Source organism: Brevundimonas sp. (assembly GCF_029945885.1).
Taxonomy (GTDB): Bacteria; Pseudomonadota; Alphaproteobacteria; order Caulobacterales; family Caulobacteraceae; genus Brevundimonas.
Genome location: NZ_JAQSDK010000006.1, coordinates 34,364 through 53,077, shown reverse-complemented (window position 1 = coordinate 53,077; position 18,714 = coordinate 34,364). Strand labels below are relative to the sequence as shown.

The window sequence follows — 18,714 nt, the reverse complement described above, 5'->3', positions numbered from 1 at the left end:
ATCGACTATGCAGGGATTCTGGCCGTCGCCCGCGCGCCCCCGATCAAATCGATCGCTTCGCGCCCGCCGAACCGGGCCTGGGACCGGTCAGGCGACCAGCAGGGCCGCGTGCCAGACCATCCAGACAAAGCCGCCACACGATGCAAGCGACAGCATATCCCGAACCCAACGCGCCATGACCTTATCCCCTGTTCTGGTGTGTTCCCTGTATGTTCTATGTTGCGGCTTTGTTCCCGTCAAGGACTCGACTAAATGTCCGCCCCGTCGCCGCAAATGCTGTATCCTGAAGAGCGACGCCACTCCCCCGCCCTTCCGGCGGGCGGCGTCCGGAGAGCGGCCATGGCCAAGGGTCAAGTCAAGAGCAACAAGGAAGTCCGCAAGCCCAAGGCCGAAAAGCCCAAGCCGGCCGTTGCCGCCGGGGCCTCGCCCTTCACCACCCCGCCCGGAAAGAAATAGGCCCTAACCGGCCGGGTCGCCCAGCCGCCCCTCGCATTCAGCCACGGCGGCCGTGTCCCCCGCCGCCTGGAACAGGTCCCGCGCCTGGTTCCAGCGCAGGGCCGCCTCACTGTCGTGACGCAGTTCGTCCAGCGCCCGCGCCGCCAGCCGCAGCACCCGGGCCAGGTCCAGGGCCGTCCAGCCGTCGTGGGCCCGGTACAGGGCCGCGGCCTGGTCCGCATGGGCCAGGGCGGCGTCGGGACGGCGCGCCCCCAGATCGATCTCGGCCAGATGCGCCAGGGCGCGGGCCTGTAGCAGATGCGCGCCGGCCTCGCGGCTCAGGGCGGACGCGCGGGCATAGGCGTTGCGCGCCTCCATGACCCGGCCGTCAGCCAGGGCCTGGTGCGCCGTATCCAGTTGGGCGTGGATGGCCTCGGTCATGGGCATGCCTCCGGTGGAGGCCCTTTCGGGGACGACGGTCCCTAGTAGGCGTGGCTCTCGGCCGGGCGCGCTTCCAGATGGCCGTCCTTCAGGGCGAAGACCCGGTCCATATGGCCGGCCAGCTCCATATTGTGGGTGGCGATCAGGGCTGCCACCCCGGTCTCGCGGACCATCTCGCGCAGGGCCTCGAACACCGCCTGGCTGGTGGCCGGATCCAGATTGCCGGTCGGCTCGTCGGCCAGCAGCAGGCGCGGCTTGTTGGCCAGGGCCCGGGCCAGGGCCACGCGCTGGCGTTCGCCGCCGGACAGTTGCCCCGGCTGATGGGTGGTCCGCTCGGCCAGACCCAGGGCCGCCAGGGCGACCTCCGCCCGGCTGCGCGCCTCGGCATTGGAATAGCCGGCAATCCGCATCGGCAGGGCGACGTTGTCGCGGGCGTCGAACTCGGCCAGCAGATGGTGGAACTGATAGACGAAGCCGATGCGCGACAGGCGCAGACGGGTGCGGGCCCCCTCGTCCAGATCGCCGACGTCCTCTCCGTCGATCCGGATATGGCCGGCGGTCGGCCGTTCCAGCAGGCCGGCCGCGTGCAGCAGGCTGGACTTGCCCGAACCCGACGGTCCGATCAGGCCGACAATCTCGCCGGGCATCACGTCCAGATTGACCCCCTTCAGCACCGTCAGCCCGCCGGCGGCGGTGTCATAGGTGCGGGTCACGTCGCGGATCGACAGGACGGGGGTCGCGTCGGCCTGGGGATAAGCCTGTGGATCGATCTGGGGGCTATTCAAAACGCAGGGCCTCCACAGGATCGAGCCTGGCCGCCTGCCAGGACGGCAGCAGCGAGGCGACACAGGACATGAACAGCGACCAGATCGCGACCCAGAAGACGTCGACCGGATCGACCAGGGCCGGGATCGCATCCAGCATATAGACCTCCTGGTTGAACAGCTGCACGCCCAGCAGGGCCTCGAGGAAATGCTGGATCGCGCCGATGTTCAGGCAGAAGACCAGACCGAGCACCAGACCGCTGATGGTGCCGGCGACGCCGATGGCCGCCCCGGCCACGAAGAAGACGCGCATCATCGCCGCCTGGCTGGCCCCGACCGTGCGCAGGATGGCGATGTCGCGCGTCTTGTTCTTCACCAGCATCACGATGCCCGAGATGATGTTCAGGGCGGCGATGGCCACGACCAGGCCCAGGATGATGCTCATGGCCACCCGCTCGACCTTCAGCGCGCCCCAGAAGGCGGCCAGACGGTCGCGCCAGTCGCTGACGATCGCGCCGGGACCGGCAGCCTGCCGGGCAGGTTCCAGATAGGCGGCGACATTGTCGGGATCGGCGACCTTCATCTCGATCACATCCCAGAGCCCCTCCTTGCCGAAGAACAGCTGGGCCTGTTCCAGCGGCATGAAGACGAACAGCCGGTCGAAATCGGCGGTACCCGAGCTGAACACGCCCCCGACCGTATAGGTCTTCTCCAGCCCGCCCAGATTGCCGAAGGCCGAGCCCGCGCCGTCCGGCGAATAGAGGGTGACCGGATCGCCGACACCGACGCCCAGGGAATCCGCCAGCGCCTTGCCGATCAGCACCCGGTCGCCGCCCCAGTCGCCCTGGCCGAATCCGGCCCGGGCCTCGGGCGTCAGGCTCTCATAGACATAGGCCATGGAATCCAGGTCTTCGGCGCGAAGGCCGCGCACCATGGCACCGGTCGTCTGGCCCGCCGCGCGCAGCAGGCTCTGCGACTCGGTCAGGGGGGTGACGCTGACCACGCCGGGGATGGCCTTCAGCCGGGCCACGGCCGCATCGCGTTCCGGCGAGACCAGCACCTGGCCCTGGACATACATATGGCCGTTGAACGACAGCATCCGGCTCAGCAGTTCACTGCGGAACCCGGCCATGATGCTCATCACGGTGATCAGGGCCAGCACCGCCAGGGTGATGGCGACGTAGCTGATGATGGCGATCAGGGCGATGCCGCCGTCCTTGCGCCGGGCCCGCAGATAGCGAAGCGCGAGACCGATCTCCCACGAGGAGAAGGGCCCGGCGGGCTTGGGCGGCCGCGCCGCCGGGATCGTATCCGTCATCGTCCGATCCGCTCCATGGCTTCGGCCAGCGGCAGGGTCTGTTTCTCACCGGTGGCGCGGCGCTTCAGCTCGACCACGCCCTCGGCCACGCCCTTGGGTCCGATGGTCAGCTGCCACGGGATGCCGATCAGGTCGGCCGTGGCGAACTTGCCGCCGGGGCGTTCGTCGGTGTCGTCGTACAGCACGTCGCGACCGGCGGCCTCCAGGGCAGCCACGGCCTCCTCGCAGGCGGCCGAGACGGCGGCGTCACTGACCCGCAGATTGATGACCACCACGTCGAACGGGGCCACGGCGTCGGGCCAGATGATGCCGCCGGCATCATGGCTGGCCTCGATGATGGCCCCCATCAGCCGCGACACGCCGACGCCATAGCTGCCCATATGGACCGGCCGGTCGACGCCGTCGGGCCCCTGGACAGAGGCCTTCATCGGGGCCGAATATTTGGTGCCGAAATAGAAGATGTGGCCGACCTCGATGCCGCGGGCGGTCAGACGGTCGGCCTCGGGCGTCTCACCCTCGAACCGGGCCGCGTCGTGCATTTCCTCGGTCGCGGCGTACAGGGCCGTGCGCTGGTCAACCGTCGCCTGCAGGTCGTCCCAGTCGACGTCGGGCCCGGGCACCGGCATCTCGACCAGTTTGCGGTCGCAGAAGACCTGGCTTTCGCCGGTCTCGGCCAGGACGATGAACTCATGGCTCAGGTCGCCGCCGATCGGGCCGGTGTCGGCGCGCATCGGCACCGCCTTCAGACCCAGGCGGGCGAAGGTGTTCAGATAGGCCACGAACATCCGGTTGTAGGCCTTGCGGGCCGAGGCTTCGTCGATGTCGAACGAATAGGCGTCCTTCATCAGGAATTCTCGGCCGCGCATCACGCCGAAGCGCGGGCGGCGCTCGTCGCGGAATTTCCACTGGATGTGAAACAGGTTCAGCGGCAGCGCCTTGTAGGATTTGACGTAGGCCCGGAAGATGTCGGTGACCATCTCCTCATTGGTGGGGCCGTACAGCAGCTCGCGCTCGTGCCGGTCGGTGATGCGCAGCATCTCCGGCCCGTAGGCGTCATAGCGGCCGCTTTCGCGCCACAGGTCCGCCAGCTGCAGCGTCGGCATCAGCAGTTCGACCGCCCCGGCCCGCTCCTGTTCCTCGCGCACGATCTGCTCGATCTTCTTCAGCACCCGCAGCCCCAGCGGCAGCCAGGCATAGATGCCGGCCGCCTCCTGCCGCACCAGACCCGCGCGCAGCATCAGTTGGTGCGAGATAATCTGCGCTTCGGACGGCGTGTCTTTCAGCGTGGGCAGGAAATAGCGCGACAGGCGCATGGGCAAATATCCGGCAAGAGGTCAGTCGACCTGTGCTTTAGCCGGGTCGGCGGGGCAAAAGCTAGGCGTGCCTCAGACTGTCGGCGGGGCCAGGTCCGGCAACGGCATCCAGCCGACCCAGATCATCACCATGATCCCGGCCCAGACGATCAGGGAAACCCAGGTCGTGGTCAGGAATTTGCGCTTCAGATTGGGCGTGTCGGGCGCGCCCCACTGGCCCCCGTCGGTCGGCGGGGCGTGGACTTCCTTCGACGTCCCCAGCGGCAGGATGGCGAACAGCACCACCCACCAGACCACCACATAGATGGCGAACATCGTCATCGGACCAATCGGCATGATCAGTGCGCCTCCTTCGGCGTTTCCATCAGTTCAACGAGCATACCACCCATGTCGCGCGGGTGGACGAAGATGATCGGGGTACCGTGGGCCCCGATGCGCGGCTCACCGGTGCCGAGAATGGTCGCCCCCCTGGCCCGCAGGGCGTCACGGGCGGCGAGGATGTCCTCGACCTCGAAACAGATGTGATGCTGGCCGCCGCGCGGGTTCTTGGCCAGGAAGCCATGGATCGGCGACTCCTCGCCCAGCGGCTCGATCAGTTCGATCTGGGCATTGGGCAGGTCGACGAAACAGACCCGGACCCCCTGGGACGGCAGGTCGAAGGGGGTGCCGATGGCCGTCACGCCCAGCATGTCGCGGTACAGGGCGATACTGTCCGCAATGGACGGGGTCGCGACCCCGACGTGGTTCAGCTTGCCGATCATCACCGGTCCTCAGGGATGGGGCCGGCCCACGCCGTAGCGGGCCGCCAGATAGGGCAGGATCGCCTCGTCCTGCAGGAAGCGATGGCCGGTGGCGGCGCTGGTCTCCGCCTCCGGCCAGTCGAACTCACCGTCCAGCACCAGCAGCGGACAGCTCTGGTGCGCCTCCCCCACCAGGGCGATGACCGGCGGGCGGGGACGCGGATGGTCCAGATAGCGGATCTCGAGATGATCACGCAGGGCCGGATAGAAGCCCAGCACCCCCTCGACGACCGAGCCGGCCGGGCAGAACCACGGCCCGCCCTGGTCATCGTGCCAGCCCGGATTGATCAGGAACAGCCGGTCGGTCACCCCGTGGTCTCCTACAGGCGCAGCACTATGGTCTCGACGATCGGTCGACGATCCCAGATCTGCTGGCTGGCCTTCTTCAATACGCGGGCGACAGCCTGTTCGACAGCGTCGTCATCGTCGCGGGCCTGGGGCTTGAGGCCGTTGACCACCTGTTCGACCCGTTCGGCCAGACCGTCGAGGGCGTCACCCAGCGGACGCTCGTCGCCACTGGGCAGGCCGATGGCCCGCATGTCGATGTCGCTGACGATCTTGCCACCGGAATCGAGGGCGAAGGACACGACCAGAATGCCGTTGGTCGAGGCGTGGCGGCGCTCGCGCAGGGCTTCGCCCTGTTCGGTCACCAGCATGCCGCCGTCGACGTACAGACGGCCGGACGGCACTTCATCGATGATCGCCGCCGGACCGGGGGCCAGGCGCACCATGTCGCCGTTGCGCGGCGTCACCTGCTCCTTGATTCCCAGATCGCGGGCCAGGTTGGCGTGTTCCATCAGGTGGCGACGCATGCCGTGGGTCGGCACCGAGATCTGCGGCCGGGCCCAGGCGTACATCTGCTTCAGCTCGTCACGGCACGGGTGACCCGAGACGTGGATGCCGGGATGGTCCTTCTCGGTGTAGAGGCGGACGCCCTTGTCGGCGAGCTTGTCCTGCAGGCGACCGATCGACAGTTCGTTGCCGGGGATCACCCGCGACGAGAAGATGCAGTGATCGCCACGCCCCAGCCGGATTACCGGATGGGTGCCCTCGGCGACGCGCGACAGGGCCGCGCGGCTTTCGCCCTGGCTGCCGGTGCAGAGATACAGGATCTCGTCCTCGGGCCAGACGCGGGCTTCCTCGTCGGTCAGGAAGGGCTTGATGTCGCTGAGCATACCGACGTGTTTGGCGGCGGCGGTGATGCGGTGCATCGACCGGCCCGCCAGCGAGACGCGACGACCCGATGCCTCGGCGGCGCGGATGACGCTGTCCATACGGGCGACGTTGGAGGCGAAACAGCCGACGGCGATCCGGCCCTTGAGGCCGCTGATGAGCTTGGTCATGGCCCGGGCGACGCCGCCCTCGGAGCCGGCCACGCCGTCAACGAAGACATTGGTCGAGTCACAGACCATGGCCAGGACGCCCTCGTCGCCCAGCGCCGAAATGGCCCCGCCGTCAGTGAGCTCGCCGACGACCGGTTCATCATCGATCTTCCAGTCGCCGGTGTGGAATACCGTGCCGAGCGGCGTCTTGATGGCCAGGCCGTTCGGCTCGGCGATCGAATGGGTCATGGTGATCATGGTCACCTGGAACGGGCCCAGGTCGACACTGCCGCCCAGCGGCACCTCGATCAGCTTGACCTGATCCAGAATGCCGGCCTCGCGCAGCTTGTCGCGGATCAGATAGGCGGTAAAGGGCGTCGCATACAGCGGGGCCTTCATCCTGGCCCAGAGCCAGCCCAGGGCCCCGATATGGTCCTCATGGGCGTGGGTCAGCACGATGCCGAGGATCTTCTCGCCCTCGAGGAAGGCGGGATCGGGCACGATGACATCGACGCCGGGCGTCGACAGGTCACCGAAGGTCACCCCCACGTCGACCACCATCCACTGGCGATTGGACTCCGGGCCGTAGCCGTAGAGATTGAGATTCATACCGATCTCGTTCGAGCCGCCGAGCGGCAGGAATACGAGTTCGTCGCTGGTTTGTTTTTTCATGTGTCCGTCAGATGGGTATTGCGGCGCCAGATTTCGAGTAGGCCGCGTATGGTCAGGTCCGGATCGAACCGGTCGATGCTGTCTGTGGCCCCCTCGAACAGCGAGGCGACCCCGCCGGTGCCGATGACGGTCATGGGTTTTTCCCACTCCGCCTTGATGCGCGTGACCAGGCCTTCGATCAGGGCGACATAGCCCCAGAAGACGCCGGACTGCATATTGGAGACCGTATCCTTGCCGATAACACGTTCCGGCCGCTGAATGGCGATCCGCGGCAACATGGCCGCCGCCTCATGCAGGGCCTGGAGCGAGAGATTGATGCCGGGAGCGATCAGGCCGCCCTCGAAGGCCCCGTCGGCGGCGACCACATCGAAGGTGGTGGCGGTACCGCTGTCGATGACGATCAGGTCGCCGGGATAGACCAGATGGGCCCCCAGGGCGTTGACCAGCCGGTCGGCCCCCGCCTCGCTGGGCTTGGTGATCCGCACCGGAATGCCGAGCTCGACATTCTCGCCGATCACCAGGGGTTCAACCGACAGATAGCGCCGCGACAGGTTGCGCAGGTTGAAGATCGACTGCGGCACGACGCTGGAGATGATGCAGCCGTCCAGCGCCTCCAGCTTCAGCCCGCGCATCGACAGCAGCTGGGTCAGCCAGACCGCGTATTCGTCGGCGGTGCGACTGGCCGCCGTGGCGGTGCGCCACTGGGCGATCCAGTCGTTGCCGTCGTGGACGGCGAAAAGGGTGTTGGTATTGCCCTGTTCGATCGCGAGCAGCATCAGACGGCCTCCCCGAAGAACACATCGCCCGCCGAGATCAGGCGCAGACTGCCGTCGGTCAGGCGCAGGCGCAGGGCCCCGTCGGGGTCCACGCCCTCGGCCCGGCCGCTGACGGTTTCATGGCCCAGTCGCGCGACGGCCGGTCCGTCCAGCCCCGCGGCCCGGGCGGTCCAGGCGTCGAGCACCGGCTGGAAGCCCAGGGTCTCCCAACGGTCCATCCAGACAGCGAAGGTCCCGGCCAGGGTGGCGGCGGCGACCTCGACGGTCGGCACGGCGGTGATCTCGCCGCGCAGGTGGTCGGCCAGGGCGGTGGCCGGGCGGTCGGTGCCGGACGGGGCGCGGGCCAGGTTGACGCCGATCCCGACGGCCAGCCACAGGCTGCCGTTGGCGTGGGCCCCGGACTCGATCAGGATTCCCGACACCTTGTCCCCGGCCAGCATCACGTCATTGGGCCATTTGATCGTGACCAGGGACGGCGGGGCGAAGACATCGATCAGGTCGGCGACGGCCAGGGCCGCGACAAAGGTCAGCTGGGCCGCCTCGGCCGGGGGCCGACGCAGCGTGGTCAGCAGGGTGGCCGACAGATTGCCGGTCCCATCCAGCCATTCACGCCCGCGGCGACCACGGCCGGCGCTCTGGCGACGGGCCACGATCCACAGCGGTCCGCTCTCGCCGGCCTCGGCCAGGCGGCGGGCCTCGGCGTTGGTGGAGTCGGTTTGCTCGAGCAGGCGGACGGGCGCGGGCGTCACCGCCCTACCCGGCTCCGAAGCCCGAGGCGGCGGCGCGGGTCAGCGGCTCCAGCCAGGTCAGGCCGACGATCACCAGCGGGAAGGCGAAGGCCGCGCAGGCCCAGCCGATCCACTGCGGTGCGACCGGGGCCTTGTCCGTCGGGGTCTCGTCCAGCGGCGCGTCAAACCACATCAGCTTGATGATGCGCAGATAGTAGAAGGCGGCCACGACCGAGGCGACCAGACCGACGGCGGCGGCCATCCAGTAGCCGGCACCGGCAGCGGCCCCGAACACATAGTATTTGGCCCAGAAGCCCGAGAATGGCGGCATGCCCAGCACCGACAGCGACAGCACCGTCAGGGCAATGGCCGTCAGCGGCCGGTCGCGCTTCAGCCCGGCCAGGTCGGCGATGCGCCGGATCGGCCTGCCGCCCTTCGACAGGCTGAGCAGGATGGCGAAGAAGCCCAGCTGGTCCACCACATACAGGGTCATGAACATCAGCATCGCCTGCAGACCCGCCTGGGTCCCGGCGGCGATGGCCAGCAGGGCATAGCCGATGTTGGCGATCGACGAATAGGCCAGCAGGCGCTGGATATCCTTCTGGGCCAGACCGCCGAAGGCCCCGACCGCGAAGCTGATCAGCGAGATCAGGATGATGACCTGGGCCCACTGGTCGTGCGCGCCGCCGAAGCCTTCCGACAGGGCCCGGGCGATCAGCACCATGGCGGCCATCTTGGGGGCGGTGGCGAACAGGGCCACGACCGGGGTCGGCGCGCCCTCATAGACGTCGGGCGTCCACATATGGAACGGCGCGGCCGAGACCTTGAAGGCCAGGCCGCAGATCAGGAAGACCAGGCCGAAGATCAGGCCGGTGCCGGCCTCGCCAGAGGCGGCGACGACGGCAATGTCCTCGAACCGCATCGAGCCGGTGAAGCCGTAGATCAGGCTGGAGCCATACAGCAGCAGACCCGAGGACAGGGCCCCGAGGACGAAATATTTCAGGCCCGCCTCGGACGCCTTCAGGTCGTCGCGATGGAAGGCGGCCAGCACATACAGGGCCAGCGAATGCAGCTCGATGCCGACATAGAGGGAGATCAGGTCGCCGGAGGACGCCATCATGCTCATCCCGACCGAGGCCAGCACGATCAGGACCGGATATTCGAAGCGCGCGATCCGCGTCCGCTCCATCCAGCCGGTGCCGAGGACGATGGCCACGGCACTGGACAGATAGATGACGATCTTGCCGTAGACGGCCAGCGGATCGGCGACATAGGCCCCGTTGAAGGCCGAGCCCAGCGGTCCCGTCGCGGCCACGGCCGAGGCGGCGACCAACAGGCCGACGGCGAGGAAGGAGACCAGCCGGGTCGATTTCTCGCCGGCGAAGGCCCCCAGCATCAGCAGCACGAGGCCCCCGATGGCGAGCGTCAGCTCCGGTGCGGTCAGATGGAGTGCAGGGATCAGATCAGGCATCAGGGTCTCACCCGCCGATCGCGGCGTGATAGGTGGTCGTCAGGGCCTCGACCGAGGCGGCGGTGTAGTCCAGCACGAGCCCCGGGTGGACCCCCAGCCAGATGGTGCCGACGATCAGCGGCACGAAAATCAGCAGCTCGCGACGATCGATGTCGGTGATGGCCTTGAGTGCCGGGTTGGTGATCTCGCCGAACATGACGTTGCGGTACAGGGTCAGGGCATAGACGGCCGACAGGATCACGCCCGAGGCGGCGATGAAGGCGGTCCAGGTCGAGGCCTGGTAGACGCCGGTCAGGGTCAGGATCTCGCCGATGAAGCCCGAGGTGCCCGGCAGGCCGACATTGGCCATGGTGAACATCAGGAAGATGGCGGCGAACCACGGCATCTTGCTGGTCAGGCCGCCGTAGAAGGCGATCTCGCGGGTGTGCATCCGGTCATAGACGACGCCGACGCAGAGGAAGAGCGCGCCCGAGATCAGGCCGTGGCTCAGCATCTGGAACACCGCGCCCTGCATGCCGATGGCATTGCCGGCGAAGATGCCCATGGTGACGAAGCCCATGTGGGCCACCGACGAATAGGCGATCAGCTTCTTCATGTCGGTCTGCCGGAAGGCGACCAGCGAGGTATAGACGATGGCGATGGCCGACAGGGCGAACACCAGCGGCGCGAACATCTGCGACGCCAGCGGGAACATCGGCACATTGAACAGGATGAAGCCGTACCCGCCCAGCTTCAGCAGGATGCCGGCCAGGATGACCGAGCCCGCCGTCGGGGCCTGGACGTGGGCGTCCGGCAGCCAGGTGTGCACCGGCCACATCGGCATCTTCACCGCGAAGCTGGCGAAGAAGGCCAGCCACAACAGCGGCTGGGCCGCCGGGCTGAAGGCGAAGGTCTTGAGTTCGGGGATGCTGGTGGTGCCGGCCGTATAGGCCATCCACAGCATGGCCAGCAGCATCAGGACGGATCCCAGCAGGGTGTAGAGGAAGAATTTGTAGGCGGCGTAGATCCGGTTGGTCCCGCCCCACACGCCGATGATGATGAACATCGGCACCAGGGTGCCTTCGAAAAAGATGTAGAACAGGAACAGGTCCAGCGCCGTGAACACGCCGACGACGAGGGTCTGCAGCACCAGGAAGGCGACCATATAGTCGACCACACGGTCGGTGATGGTCTTCCAGCTGGCCAGGATGCAGATCGGCATCAGGAAGGCGGTCAGCAGCACAAACAGGATCGAGATGCCGTCGACGCCCAGATGATACTGGGCCCCGGCGAACCAGACGTAACGTTCGATGAACTGGTAGCCGGCGTTGGCCGGGTCGAACTGCAGCACCAGAACGGTCGCGACCGCCAGGGTAGCCAGGGTCGTGCCGAGCGCGATCCAGCGCGCGGCCGAGTCGGCCCCGCCCTTCATGGCGAAACGGGCCAGCAGGATCAGCCCCGCCCCGATCAGGGGCAGGAAGGTGACGAGACTCAGGATGTGAGGAATTTCAGCGGGCACTTGGGCTCAGGCTCCCCACGTATAGATGGCGAAGGCGAGGAAGCCGGCGAGGCCGAGCAGCATCACGAACGCATAGAAATAGACGTAGCCGCTCTGGAACCGCGACAGGCCGCCGGCGAATTTACGGGACAGCCAGGCCATGCCGTTCGGTCCGCCGCCGTCGATGATCGTCACATCGCCGACCTTCCAGAACAGGTCGCCCAGGGCGCGCGCGCCCTTGACGAAGACGAAGTCGTACAGCTCGTCGAAATACCATTTGTTGTAGAGGAAGGCGTGAACCACCCCGCCCCGGTCGGCCATGCGGCGGGCCATGCCTTCGTTGCGGACATAGATCCACCAGGCGGCAAAGGTCCCGGTCAGCGTCAGCACCAGCGGCGACCATTTCACCCAGGTCGGCACGCCGTGACTGTCGTGCAGCACATGGTTGGCCGGGCCGGTGAAGACCGCGCCGTTCCAGAAATTGGCCGCGTGATCGCCGATGAAATACGGGGCGAAGACAAAGCCGGCGGCGACCGCCCCGACCGACAGCAGCAGCAGCGGCACCAGCATGACCCACGGGCTCTCGTGGGGCTGCAGCGGCCCGTGATGGCCATGGTCGTCGTGAGCGTGCGCGTCGTCGGCGATCGGCTCGGAATGGGTTTCCAGCTGGGCGTGCGAGGCATGGTCGTCATGTCCATGATCCGCGTGCGCCTCATCCTTCCACGCGGGCTTGTTGTGGAAGGTCATGAACACCAGACGCCATGAGTAATAGGCGGTCAGGCCGGCGGCGATGATGCCGACAAAGAAGGCGAACAGCCCCATGGCCGAATGGCCGCTCGAGAAGGAGGCGAAGGCGCTCTCGATGATCGAGTCCTTGGAATAGAAGCCGGCGAAGCCGCCGATGCCGGGGATGCCCAGACCGGTGATGGCGATGGTGCCGATGGTCATCACGCCATAGGTGACCGGCAGCAGCTTCCACAGCCCGCCCATCTTCCGCATGTCCTGCTCGTGGTGCATGCCGTTGATCACCGAGCCGGCCCCGAGGAACAGCAGGGCCTTGAAGAAGGCGTGGGTGAACAGGTGGAACATCGCGGCCTGGTAGGCCCCGACGCCGGCGGCGAAGAACATGTAGCCCAGTTGCGAACAGGTCGAATAGGCGATGACCCGTTTGATGTCGTTCTGGGCCAGGCCGACGGTCGCCGCGAACAGGGCCGTGATCGCGCCGGTGATGGCGATGACCGCGGCCGCGATCGGCGCATATTCATAGATCGGCGACAGCAGGCAGACCATGTAGACGCCGGCGGTGACCATGGTCGCCGCGTGGATCAGGGCCGAGACCGGGGTCGGGCCTTCCATCGCGTCCGGCAGCCAGGTGTGCAGGAAGAACTGGGCCGACTTGCCCATCGCGCCGATGAACAGCAGCAGACCAGCCAGATCGAGCGCCGACCAGGTGTAGCCGAGGAATTCCCAGCCGGTGCCGGCCTTGCCGGCGATCATCGGGAACAGTTCGGCGAACTGGATCGTGCCGAACATCCAGAACACGGTGACGATGCCCAGGGCGAAGCCGAAGTCGCCGACGCGGTTGACCACGAAGGCCTTGATGGCAGCGGCGCTGGCGGTGGCCTTCTTGTACCAGAAGCCGATCAGCAGATAGGAGGCCAGGCCCACCCCTTCCCAGCCGAAGAACAGCTGCATGAAGTCGGCGGCGGTCACCAGGGCCAGCATGGCGAAGGTGAACAGGGACAGATAGGCGAAGAACCGCGGCTTGTCGGGGTCTGCGGCCATATAGCCCCAGGAATACAGGTGCACGAGCGACGACACCGAGGTCACCACCACCAGCATCACCGCCGACAGGGCGTCGATGCGGATCGACCAGGCCGACTGGAAATCACCGACGTTGATGAAGGGAAACAGCTCGAGGGTGAAGGCTTCCAGCCCGCCCCAGGTGTGGGCCGAAAACACGGTCCAGGCCACGGCGCAGGAGAAGAACAGCAGCCCCGTGGTCACGGACTGGGACACAAGGTCGCCGAGACGGCGGCCGAAGAAGCCGACGATGGCCGCCCCCAGCAGGGGGGCGAAAACGCCGAGGGTGACGAGAAGCTGAAGGGTCACGGCCGGCTCAACCCTTCATCACGGAGGCGTCGTCCACGGCGATGTCGCCGCGGTTACGGAAGAAGGTCACCAGAATGGCCAGACCGACGGCGGCCTCGGCCGCGGCGACGGTCAGAACGAACATGGCCATGATCTGCCCGGAGATGTCGTGCAGATAGGCCGAAAAGGCGACGAAATTGATGTTCACGGCCAGCAGGATCAGCTCGACCGACATCAGGATGATGATCACGTTCTTGCGGTTCACGAAAATGCCGAAGACACCGATGGTGAACAGCATGGCCCCGACGGCCAGATAGTGCTGCAGGGTCACGTCCATCAGAGAAGCTCCTCGGGGGTCACGCCCGCGCCGGACTGGACGCTCTTGACCTCCATGGCGGTCTTGCGATCGCGCCCGACCTGGGTGTGGATGTCCTGGCGACGCACGCCCGGCTTGTGGCGCAGGGTCAGGACGATGGCCCCGATCATCGCGATCAGCAGCACGATCCCGGCAGCCTGGAAGAAATAGACATAGTCGGTGTAGAGCACCCGGCCGATGGCCTCGACATTGGACATTTCGGGGGTGGCCACGGCCGGCCCGGTCGAGTTCGCGGCGGCCCCGCCGTTCACGGTCACCAGGGCGATCATGATCATCTCGACCAGCAGCACCCCGGCCACGATCGCGGCCAGCGGCAGATAGCGGGCATAGCCCTCGCGCAGGCGGACGAAGTCGACGTCCAGCATCATCACGACGAACAGGAACAGCACCGCAACCGCGCCGACGTAGACCACGACCAGCAGCATCGCCAGGAACTCGGCCCCCAGCAGCACGAACAGGCCCGCCGACGAGAAGAAGGCGAGGATCAGCCACAGCACGGAGTGCACGGGGTTGCGCGCGGTGACGACCAGCAGGGCCGAGACCACGGCCACGGCCGCCATAATGTAGAACGCTATGCCTTGCAGCATGGGTGGGACCGAGCCCCCTTCACAGTCTTGAGCCGCGATCCCGTTCGGAATCGCGCGCTCCGTTTATCGGTATGGTGCGTCGAGTTCCAGATTCTTCGCGATCTGCCGTTCCCAGCGGTCGCCGTTCGCGAGCAGGCGCTCCTTGTCGTAGAGCAGCTCCTCGCGGGTTTCGGTGGTGAATTCGGAGTTCGGCCCCTCGACGATGGCGTCGACCGGGCAGGCCTCCTGACACAGGCCGCAATAGATGCATTTGACCATGTCGATGTCGTAGCGGGTCGTGCGGCGGCTGCCGTCCGAGCGCGGCTCGGACTCGATGGTGATGGCCTGGGCCGGGCAGATGGCTTCGCACAGCTTGCAGGCGATGCAGCGTTCCTCGCCGTTGGCGTAGCGGCGCAGCACATGCTCGCCCCGGAAGCGCGGCGACTGCGGATTGCGCTCGAACGGATAGTTCACCGTGGCCTTGGGCCGCGCCATATATTTCAGGGACAGGCCGACCGCACCGACGAGGTCCAGCAGCAGGGCCCCCTTTGCGGCCTGGGCAATACGCTTGAACATCAGGGTCGGTCTTTCGGCAGGCTGTTGCACAGCTGGTCGTGACGCGGGTCTTCGGGTCGGGTGATGGCGCACAGCCGGTCCCGTTCGGCGGTTTCGCGGGCGATGCGATCCTGGCGCTCCTGCCACTGCTGCGGCGTGACCGGCTCGGGATCATAGACCGCCATCGCGCAGGCGGCGGTGCCGAGGACCAGCGACACAAGCATCACGGTGCGGATCATGATCCCACCCCGAACACCCGCCAGGCGGAGACCACGACCACGGCCACGACCGAGGTCGGCAGGAAGATCTTCCAGCCCAGCCGCATCAGCTGGTCATAGCGGTACCGGGGCACGAAGGCCTTCACCAGGGCGATCATGAAGAACCAGAAGACGATCTTGGCGAAGAACACCAGGAACAGCAGGAAATTGACGAGGAAGGGCGGCCAGGCGGCGGTAAAATCGATCGGGAAGCCCGGGTTCCAGCCGCCGAAGAACAGCAGGCTGATCATCGCGCACATGAAGACGATGTTGGCGTATTCGCCGATCATGAACAGCAGATAGGGGGTCGAGGAATATTCGACCTGATAGCCGGCCACCAGTTCGGACTCGGCCTCGGGCAGGTCGAACGGCGGGCGGTTGGTCTCGGCCAGGGCCGAGATGAAGAAGATGATCGACATCGGGAACATGACGAAGATGGTCGGCCAGGTCGCCGCCCCGCCCCCGAAGGCGAACCAGTTCCAGATCCAGCCCTCCTGCTGGGTCACGATCGAACTCAGGTTCATCGTCCCGGCCAGCAGGATCACATTGATGATCACCAGGCCGATGGAGACCTCATAGGAGACCATCTGCGCGGCGGACCGCAGCGAGCCGAGGAAGGGGTATTTCGAGTTGGAGGCCCAGCCCCCCATGATGATGCCGTACACGCCCAGCGAACTGATCGCGAAGATGTAGAGGATGCCGACGTTCAGGTCCGAGATGACCCAGCCCGGGGCGAACGGAATGGCGGCCCAGGCGATGAAGGCCAGCACGAAACTGATCAGCGGGGCCAGCAGGAAGACCACCTTGTCGGCCCCGGCCGGGACGACGATTTCCTTCAGCACGAATTTGAAGAAGTCGGCGAACGACTGCAGCAGGCCGAACGGCCCGACCACATTCGGTCCCTTGCGCATCTGCACCGCCGCCCAGATCTTGCGGTCGGCCAGCAGCAGGAAGGCCAGCGAGATCAGGATGCCGACGGTGACCAGCAGGATGCCGCCCGCGGTGATCAGGGTCCAGCCGAGGGGGGTGGTCCAGAAGGTGTTTGCGGATTCCATCGGTTACTCTGCCGCCATCGCGGCCGGGGCGATCCGCAGGGCGGACAGCTCGGCCATGGTCGCGCTGGCGCGCGCGATCGGATTGTTGAGATAGGGGTCGGTGACGATCGAGCCGAAGGCCACGTCGCCCAGGTCGCCCTTCTGGCCCAGACCCGCGACATCGAACGCCGCCGACGGGGCCAGATAGTCGATACGGCCGAAGGTCGGATGATCGCGCATCAGCACGGTGCGCAGCTGGTCCAGGGTGTCGTACGGCAGGGTCTGGCCGACGCGCTCCGACAGGGCGCGCAGCACGGCCCAGTCTTCCTTGGCCTCACCCTTGGGGAAGACGACCCGTTCGGCCATCTGCACCCGGCCCTCGGTATTGACGTACAGGCCGCCCTTTTCCGTATAGGCCGCGCCCGGCATGACCACATCGGCCCCGTGCGCCCCCGCGTCACCGTGGCTGCCCAGATAGACCTTGAAGGCCTTGGACTTCGACGTGTCGATCTCGTCGGCCCCCAGCAGGAACAGCAGGTCCAGCGCGCCCTTGCCGGCCATCTGCGTCGCCGTCAGCCCGCCCTCGCCGGGCAGGAAACCCATGTCGAGGCCGCCGACCCGCGCCGCTGCGTGGTGCAGGACATTGAAGCCGTTCCAGCCGTCGGTGACGACGCCGGTCTTCTTGGCCAGCGCTCCCAGCGCATTGAGCACAGCCGCCCCGCCCTCGCCCGCCAGGGCCCCGCCACCGACGATGATCGCCGGCCGCTCGGCCTGGGTCAGCAGGTCCAGCGCCGCCTTGGGCAGTTTTGACAGGGTCTTCGATCCCGCGCCCAGCCAGTTGTAATCATAGGTCAGGTCGGCCTGTTCGCCGATCAGCATGATCTCGGTCTTGCCGGCGATCCAGCTCTTGCGCAGCCGGGTGTTCAGCAGCGGGGCCTCGGTACGGGGATTGACCCCGACCAGCAGCACGGCATCAGCGTTTTCGATCCCGGCCAGGCTTGAGTTGAACAGCCAGCCCTCGCGCGGACCGGTGCCCAGGGGCGATCCGTCCTGGCGGCAGTCGGTATTGGCCGAGCCCAGGGCGCGGAACAGGTCCAGCGCCGCCTTCATCGATTCCGCGTCCTGCAGGTCACCGGCGATGACGCCGATCTTGCCGGGTTTGGCGGCCTTCAGCCGGGTGGCGACGGTCGACAGGGCCTCGTCCCAGGTGGCGGCGCGCAGGCGGCCGTTCTCGCGCACGAAGGGCCGGTCCAGACGCTGACGCGTCAGGCCGTCGACGGCATAGCGGCTCTTGTCCGACAGCCATTCCTCGTTGATGCCCTCGTTCACCCGCGGCAGCACGCGCATGACCTCGGCCCCGCGCGAGTCGGCGCGGATGTTCGAGCCGAGGGCGTCCATCACGTCGATGGTCTCGGTCTTCTTCAGTTCCCACGGGCGGTAGTGATACTGCCACGGGCGGTGGGTCAGGGCTCCGACCGGGCACAGGTCATTGACGTTGCCCGACAGTTCCGAGGCGACCGACTTCTCGAGATAGGTGGTGATCTCGGCATCCTCGCCGCGGCTGATCATGCCGATGTCCGGCACGCCGGCGACCTCGGTGATGAAGCGGACGCAGCGGGTGCACTGGATGCAGCGGGTCATGAAGGTCTTGATGGTCGGACCCATCGCCTTCTCTTCGACCGCGCGCTTGTTCTCGGCATAGCGCGAGCCGTCGCGGCCATAGCCCATGGCCTGGTCCTGCAGGTCGCACTCGCCGCCCTGGTCACAGATCGGGCAGTCCAGCGGGTGGTTGATAAGCAGGAACTCCATCACCCCTTCGCGGGCCTTGCGGACCATCGGCGTGTCGGTGAAGATCTCCTGGCCCTCGGCGGCCGGCAGGGCACAGCTGGCCTGCGGCTTCGGCGGTCCGGGCTTCACCTCGACCAGGCACATGCGGCAGTTGCCGGCGATCGACAGCCGCTCGTGATAGCAGAAGCGTGGAATCTCCTCGCCCGCGCGCTCGGCGACCTGAAGCACGGTCATGCCGGCCTCGAACTCGACCTCTACGCCGTTGACCTTGGCTACGGGCATTATTCGCGGACTCCGCCAAAGGGCTGATCGACCAGATCGAGACGCTTCTCGATCCGTTCGACACGCTCATCAATTCTGTCCAGCCGGCGGTTCACGCCCGCCAGGCCTTCTTCAACATGGGTCGTGCGGACCTTCAGGCCGTGAAGGTCCTCGCCGATGCGGTCGACCTTGGTTTCGACCGCATTGACGCGTGTCTCGATCCGCCGAAGGATCTGCAGCACCAGATTGTCCGGTTCCTCGGCCATGCC

General features: G+C 66.8%; 21 protein-coding genes. 1 reads left to right on the top strand and 20 read right to left on the bottom strand.

The genetic code is table 11. The annotated features are described in order from the left end of the window. The first annotated feature begins 339 nt into the window (after positions 1-339). Positions 340-456, top strand: coding sequence for a hypothetical protein (locus PSV00_RS04420; RefSeq protein ID WP_300445272.1), 117 nt, complete (start codon positions 340-342; stop codon positions 454-456). A 3-nt stretch (positions 457-459) separates the two neighbouring features. Here the strand turns inward: PSV00_RS04420 and PSV00_RS04415 are convergent, their stop codons facing one another. The 20 genes from PSV00_RS04415 to PSV00_RS04320 all read right to left on the bottom strand — a co-directional run bounded on the left by PSV00_RS04415 (position 460) and on the right by PSV00_RS04320 (position 18,711). Next, on the bottom strand, positions 460-876 hold the full coding sequence (locus PSV00_RS04415; RefSeq protein ID WP_300445270.1) for a hypothetical protein: 417 nt from the start codon (positions 874-876) through the stop codon (positions 460-462). A gap of 41 nt (positions 877-917) precedes the next feature. After that, the gene (locus tag PSV00_RS04410) at positions 918-1,661 is read right to left on the bottom strand and encodes an ABC transporter ATP-binding protein (RefSeq protein ID WP_300445269.1); all 744 of its coding nucleotides are present in this window, start codon (positions 1,659-1,661) and stop codon (positions 918-920) included. Continuing rightward, positions 1,654-2,958 carry a lipoprotein-releasing ABC transporter permease subunit gene (locus PSV00_RS04405; RefSeq protein WP_300445267.1) on the bottom strand — a complete coding sequence of 435 codons (1,305 nt, stop codon included), beginning with the start codon at positions 2,956-2,958 and terminating at the stop codon, positions 1,654-1,656. The genes PSV00_RS04410 and PSV00_RS04405 overlap by 8 nt, the downstream gene beginning before the upstream one ends. Continuing rightward, entirely contained in the window at positions 2,955-4,271 is a 1,317-nt protein-coding gene (gene proS, locus PSV00_RS04400; protein ID WP_300445265.1) for a proline--tRNA ligase, read from the bottom strand. The genes PSV00_RS04405 and proS overlap by 4 nt, the downstream gene beginning before the upstream one ends. A 72-nt stretch (positions 4,272-4,343) precedes the next feature. Continuing rightward, positions 4,344-4,607 (bottom strand): DUF1467 family protein, encoded by a 264-nt coding sequence (locus tag PSV00_RS04395; RefSeq protein ID WP_300445263.1) that lies wholly within the window; start codon positions 4,605-4,607, stop codon positions 4,344-4,346. A gap of 2 nt (positions 4,608-4,609) precedes the next feature. Next, positions 4,610-5,032 (bottom strand): methylmalonyl-CoA epimerase, encoded by a 423-nt coding sequence (mce, locus tag PSV00_RS04390; RefSeq protein WP_300445261.1) that lies wholly within the window; start codon positions 5,030-5,032, stop codon positions 4,610-4,612. A gap of 9 nt (positions 5,033-5,041) precedes the next feature. Beyond that, entirely contained in the window at positions 5,042-5,380 is a 339-nt protein-coding gene (locus PSV00_RS04385; protein ID WP_300445259.1) for a DUF3088 family protein, read from the bottom strand. Between the two features lie 11 nt (positions 5,381-5,391). Further along, positions 5,392-7,065, bottom strand: a complete 1,674-nt coding sequence (locus tag PSV00_RS04380) for a ribonuclease J (RefSeq protein ID WP_300445258.1) — start codon at positions 7,063-7,065, stop codon at positions 5,392-5,394. Then, complete coding sequence (locus PSV00_RS04375; RefSeq protein ID WP_300445513.1) at positions 7,062-7,844, bottom strand: type III pantothenate kinase; 783 nt, start codon at positions 7,842-7,844, stop codon at positions 7,062-7,064. The genes PSV00_RS04380 and PSV00_RS04375 overlap by 4 nt, the downstream gene beginning before the upstream one ends. Continuing rightward, entirely contained in the window at positions 7,841-8,590 is a 750-nt protein-coding gene (locus tag PSV00_RS04370) for a biotin--[acetyl-CoA-carboxylase] ligase (RefSeq protein ID WP_300445256.1), read from the bottom strand. The genes PSV00_RS04375 and PSV00_RS04370 overlap by 4 nt, the downstream gene beginning before the upstream one ends. A gap of 4 nt (positions 8,591-8,594) precedes the next feature. Further along, positions 8,595-10,040, bottom strand: coding sequence for an NADH-quinone oxidoreductase subunit NuoN (gene nuoN / locus PSV00_RS04365; RefSeq protein WP_300445254.1), 1,446 nt, complete (start codon positions 10,038-10,040; stop codon positions 8,595-8,597). Positions 10,041-10,047: 7 nt separating this feature from the next. Then, positions 10,048-11,526, bottom strand: coding sequence for an NADH-quinone oxidoreductase subunit M (locus PSV00_RS04360; RefSeq protein WP_300445512.1), 1,479 nt, complete (start codon positions 11,524-11,526; stop codon positions 10,048-10,050). Between the two features lie 18 nt (positions 11,527-11,544). Next, positions 11,545-13,629 (bottom strand): NADH-quinone oxidoreductase subunit L, encoded by a 2,085-nt coding sequence (gene nuoL / locus PSV00_RS04355; protein WP_300445253.1) that lies wholly within the window; start codon positions 13,627-13,629, stop codon positions 11,545-11,547. A 7-nt stretch (positions 13,630-13,636) separates the two neighbouring features. Further along, on the bottom strand, positions 13,637-13,945 hold the full coding sequence (gene nuoK / locus PSV00_RS04350) for an NADH-quinone oxidoreductase subunit NuoK (protein WP_300445251.1): 309 nt from the start codon (positions 13,943-13,945) through the stop codon (positions 13,637-13,639). After that, positions 13,945-14,571 carry an NADH-quinone oxidoreductase subunit J gene (locus PSV00_RS04345; protein WP_300445250.1) on the bottom strand — a complete coding sequence of 209 codons (627 nt, stop codon included), beginning with the start codon at positions 14,569-14,571 and terminating at the stop codon, positions 13,945-13,947. Before PSV00_RS04345 ends, nuoK begins: the two co-directional genes overlap by 1 nt. A gap of 63 nt (positions 14,572-14,634) precedes the next feature. After that, positions 14,635-15,126: an NADH-quinone oxidoreductase subunit NuoI gene (gene nuoI, locus PSV00_RS04340; protein WP_300445248.1), complete on the bottom strand. Its 492-nt coding sequence runs from the start codon at positions 15,124-15,126 to the stop codon at positions 14,635-14,637. After that, on the bottom strand, positions 15,126-15,344 hold the full coding sequence (locus PSV00_RS04335; RefSeq protein WP_300445246.1) for a hypothetical protein: 219 nt from the start codon (positions 15,342-15,344) through the stop codon (positions 15,126-15,128). The genes nuoI and PSV00_RS04335 overlap by 1 nt, the downstream gene beginning before the upstream one ends. Then, complete coding sequence (gene nuoH / locus PSV00_RS04330) at positions 15,341-16,417, bottom strand: NADH-quinone oxidoreductase subunit NuoH (RefSeq protein ID WP_300445245.1); 1,077 nt, start codon at positions 16,415-16,417, stop codon at positions 15,341-15,343. Before nuoH ends, PSV00_RS04335 begins: the two co-directional genes overlap by 4 nt. Positions 16,418-16,420: 3 nt before the next feature. Next, positions 16,421-18,466 carry an NADH-quinone oxidoreductase subunit NuoG gene (gene nuoG / locus PSV00_RS04325; protein WP_300445243.1) on the bottom strand — a complete coding sequence of 682 codons (2,046 nt, stop codon included), beginning with the start codon at positions 18,464-18,466 and terminating at the stop codon, positions 16,421-16,423. Further along, the gene (locus PSV00_RS04320; protein WP_300445241.1) at positions 18,466-18,711 is read right to left on the bottom strand and encodes a hypothetical protein; all 246 of its coding nucleotides are present in this window, start codon (positions 18,709-18,711) and stop codon (positions 18,466-18,468) included. The genes nuoG and PSV00_RS04320 overlap by 1 nt, the downstream gene beginning before the upstream one ends. Between the last annotated feature and the right edge of the window lie 3 nt (positions 18,712-18,714).